Origin of the sequence: Rhodoplanes elegans, assembly GCF_016653355.1 — a bacterium.
Lineage (GTDB): Bacteria > Pseudomonadota > Alphaproteobacteria > Rhizobiales > Xanthobacteraceae > Rhodoplanes > Rhodoplanes elegans.
On record NZ_NHSK01000273.1, the window covers coordinates 1 to 3,788 of the forward strand.

A 3,788-nucleotide genomic window follows, 5' to 3' on the forward strand; every position below is an offset into this window, starting at 1 on the left:
GCTTGCCCCGCAGCGCCGCCGGTTCCAGCGCCGCCCCACCCGGCGCCGCCGGTCGCCTGCGCCATGGCCGGCGTCGAGATGACGGCGGCGAGCAGCACCGCAGCGGGAAGCACGGACGCGACGCCGAGCGAGAGGCCGACCAGCGCGGTGGTCCTCAGCAGCGCCGTGCGCCGTGGTGTTCCGCGACTGTCCATTGTCCGATCAGGGCCGGTGTTCGGGAGTGACCACGCACCCGACGCCTCTATCGCTGGCAGCACCTGCTTGTCCGGCCCAACAGACATCCTACCCCCTTCGAGCGAAACCTGGCTTGATCGCGGCCTTGAGTGGGCCGACTGGTCTGGTCTCGCCCGAAGGAATGGGATCCAGGCTAGGAGTGTAAAGTCGCATTTTTGACATCCCGGTTGCTGCACCATCGTCGTGGATTGAGCGCAACACCGGCCCGCGCAGTCGCTTTCGGCCGAGACCGGGGCGCCTCCGGGTGGTCGGCGGAGATGGCGAGCGACGACCGGAGCGGGTGAGCGCGGCGGACGGCGACGACGGCCCGACCGGGAGTGACGCTCGACCGAAGCCCCCGCCTCTGCCCACGTCATCGACCGCCCCGGCCGGGGGAATGACTGCGTCGGCGCGGATCGAGGTGGCGCCTCGGATTTTTCCGCCGAACCATCCGTGCCCTCGCCGCCAGCCCGGAGCTGAACCCGATCGGGATGGGACCGGACGGGCTGGAGGTGGTGGCGCCCGTGGTCTACGCCGCGGCTTCTGGGAGCACCGACGTCCGGTCAGCCGTGCCCTGGGCGCTTCCTCGGGCTTGGGCTTCGTGCTCAGCGCCTCCTGAAAACCAGCTCCGGATCGATAGAAGCGCCGAAAGGGTCGCCGGCCCGCATGGCGCGGTGGGCTTCACTGGTCGGGCGGCCGGCCTTGTTCCACCACGGGAGCTTCGCCTCTATCCCACGCGTCACCGGCTCCCCGGCGAGCAGCCGCGGCCAGCCGATCGTTCCAAATGGCCAGATGCCGCTCGGCACCATCTCGATCTCCGCGCTCTTGAAGCGCACACCCGGTCCGAACACGCCCTCGAAGTCGCTCGGCCGCAGAACTCGGGCGCTCTTCGGATCGTTCAGGTCGGTGAAGGTGACGAGCGTGGGAATGAGAGGCAGCCCGACGCGACCGCGCCACAATGGCGCCTCGCGTTGCCAGAACGGGCGGTCTCGGCCGAACGCGAGCGCGGCGAGATTGTCGATATCCCGCTCTGCGGTCGGACCGAGGCCGAGAAGCGCGATGACGTTCCGGCCGTCTCCCAGATCGAGGAACACCGCCTCGCCACGCACGAACCTGTAGACCCCACCGGTCTGCGGCACCCAGTCCGACTTCTCGACGACGGTGACCTGAATGACACTCGACGCCGATTTGGAGACGCCGTGGTCGTCGACCTCGATGATGAGGCGAAAGCGGTGCGTGTAGGTGTGCCAGCTTTCATAGGCGATGGCGCTCCCGAGCCATAGAACCGGCAGGGCAACAGCCAGGGCAACGAGCACCGCAATGGACCGGAGCATCGGTTTCGCTCACCGTCAGCGAGCAAAAAACTAATAAAACTGCGCACGGGTCTAAACCACGCGAGCAAGAGCGTCTACCACCCCAGACCAATCGCCCGGTATGGTGGGGCGGTGCACGGCCTTGGCCGGACCAGGGCGCTTATGCAAACCGCTGGCGGGTTTCGGATGCTCCGCCCGAGGCCAAGTCGGAGAACCAAGTCGGAGAACCAAGTCAGAGAATGGAGATGTCATGGCCCATTTTCTTGACCGTCATCCCTACCTTGCGATCTGGGCGGAGATAGTCCGAAATACTCTCGCTATGGCAGGATTGTGGGGCTTGTGGATGGAACTCACCACAGGAGCGGTTCCCCGCCTCTGGGTGTTTTCTGCTTTCATGTTTCCTGCGTCCGCGCTCATCGTTCTTCAGCGGGGACGTGCTCGTACGAAGCCGGAGTAAGTGCCATCCCATGCCTCTCCTCACGGCTCATTTGGCGCTGTAAGGTAATGGTATTCTCGAAAGAGAGAAAGCATTGGAGGATGGAGAAGTGGGGCTTGCCCCGGGTAGGGGTCCGAGAGGGTTTTCTTGCCGCCGCTCGCGCGTGCCCCACCTGGTGCTTTGGCGAGCGAGCTGCGCTACGACCGCTCTCTCACACCACCCCGGGGACGGGGCCCGGGACGCGCTTGCGGAAGAGGAAGTGGGCGCTTTCGGAGCGCCGCGACGGCCGCGACGGCCGCGACATTGCGAGCACCATGTGTACCGCCCGTGTGTACCAGTCGGGCGGTCAAAACTCCTGCGATGCTCGGAAGATGAGGCACATCAAGCGGTTGGCTTGAGCTTGGTGCCCAGGAGAGGACTCGAACCTCCACGGCTTGCACCACTGGTACCTGAAACCAGCGCGTCTACCAATTCCGCCACCTGGGCCCAAGGGCGCTCACATAAGGGAGCGGGTTCCGTCTTGTCAACGGCGCCGTGACGGAAATCGGCGGTGGACCCTGCAGATGCGGCATGCGCGACGCCGGCGGGCCGGCGCGGAGGCGGCGGGATGGCCGCGGCCCGCCGCCGCGCAGGCCGCGGTCCGGCGATTCGCGGTGGCCGCGAAAGGTCCTCCCCTGGACGGCCGGCCCGCCATCCCGTATGACGCCGCAAGCCCTCCGGGCCGGCGCCGGCTCGCGAATCGGTGCGAAAATCTCGGGAGATCCGGCCGCCATGGCGATGTCCAGCTCGACCCCCGGCTCAGACAGCCTCGTCACCATCTTCGGCGGTTCCGGCTTCCTCGGCCGGCACGTGGTGCGGGCGCTGGCGCCCGACCTCGCCCGCCTGCGCATCGCGGTGCGCCGCCCCGATCTCGCCGGCCACCTGCAGCCGCTCGGCCGGGTCGGCCAGATCCACGCCGTGCAGGCGAATCTCCGCAACGCCGAATCGGTCGAGGCGGCGGTGCGCGACGCCGACGTGGTGATCAACCTGGTCGGGGTCCTGTTCGAGCACGGCAAGCAGTCGTTCGAGGCCGTGCATGTGGAGGGGGCGGCGAACGTCGCGCGCGCCGCCGCGGCGCAGGGCGCGCAGCTGATCCACGTGTCGGCGATCGGCGCCGATCCCGAGTCGTCCGCCCTCTATGCCCGCACCAAGGGCCAGGCCGAGGCGGCCGTTCTGGCCGCCGTGCCGGATGCGATCATCCTGCGCCCCTCGGTGATCTTCGGGCCGGACGACGCCTTCTTCAACAAGTTCGCCGCGATGGCCCGCATCGCGCCGGCCCTGCCGCTGATCGGCGGCGGCCGCACCAAGTTCCAGCCCGTGTATGGCGGCGACGTCGCCGAGGCCGTGCACAAGGCGGTCGCCGGCGCGGTCGCGCCCGGCGTCTACGAGCTCGGCGGGCCGGACGTCGCGACCTTCAAGGAGCTGATGCGGCTGGTGCTCGACATCACCCAGCGCAAGCGCCTGCTGCTGCCGGTGCCGTTCTGGGCCGCCAAGATGATGGGTTCGGTGCTGCAGATCCTGCCCACGCCGCCGCTGACGCCCGACCAGGTCGAGCTCCTGAAGACCGACAACGTCGTCTCCGAGGCGGCGATCCGCGACAACCGCACGCTCCCCGGGCTCGGCATCGAGCCGCACACCATGGCGGCCGTCGTGCCGTCCTATCTGTGGCGCTTCCGCAAGTCCGGTCAGTTCACGGGCCGCCGCAGCCTCGCCTGATCCGGCTCGTCGGCCGCGCCCCGCCCCCCTGCGCAGCCCCGACCGGACTTGCGGAAGCGCCACAGATAGGA

The 3,788-nt window shown here is 68.4% G+C and carries 3 protein-coding genes and 1 tRNA gene; 1 reads left to right on the forward strand and 3 read right to left on the reverse strand.

From position 1 onward, the window contains the following. The 3 genes from CCR97_RS28415 to CCR97_RS28425 all read right to left on the reverse strand — a co-directional run. A partial coding sequence (locus CCR97_RS28415; protein WP_420826107.1) for a hypothetical protein occupies nt 1–194 on the reverse strand: 194 nt, incomplete at its 3' end. Between the two features lie 624 nt (nt 195–818). Beyond that, entirely contained in the window at nt 819–1,547 is a 729-nt protein-coding gene (locus tag CCR97_RS28420) for a hypothetical protein (protein WP_111357152.1), read from the reverse strand. Between the two features lie 816 nt (nt 1,548–2,363). Next, nucleotides 2,364–2,448, reverse strand: a tRNA-Leu gene (locus CCR97_RS28425). Between the two features lie 285 nt (nt 2,449–2,733). Between CCR97_RS28425 and CCR97_RS28430 the strand changes: the two genes are divergently transcribed. Next, on the forward strand, nt 2,734–3,717 hold the full coding sequence (locus CCR97_RS28430) for a complex I NDUFA9 subunit family protein (RefSeq protein ID WP_420826108.1): 984 nt from the start codon (nt 2,734–2,736) through the stop codon (nt 3,715–3,717). Nucleotides 3,718–3,788 lie beyond the last annotated feature (71 nt).

Excerpts from the sequence above, each read along its gene's own strand:
- CCR97_RS28420 (WP_111357152.1), bottom strand. The coding sequence starts at position 1,547 with ATGCTCCGGTCCATTGCGGTGCTCGTTGCCCTGGCTGTTGCCCTGCCG.
- CCR97_RS28430 (WP_420826108.1), top strand. The coding sequence starts at position 2,734 with ATGGCGATGTCCAGCTCGACCCCCGGCTCAGACAGCCTCGTCACCATC.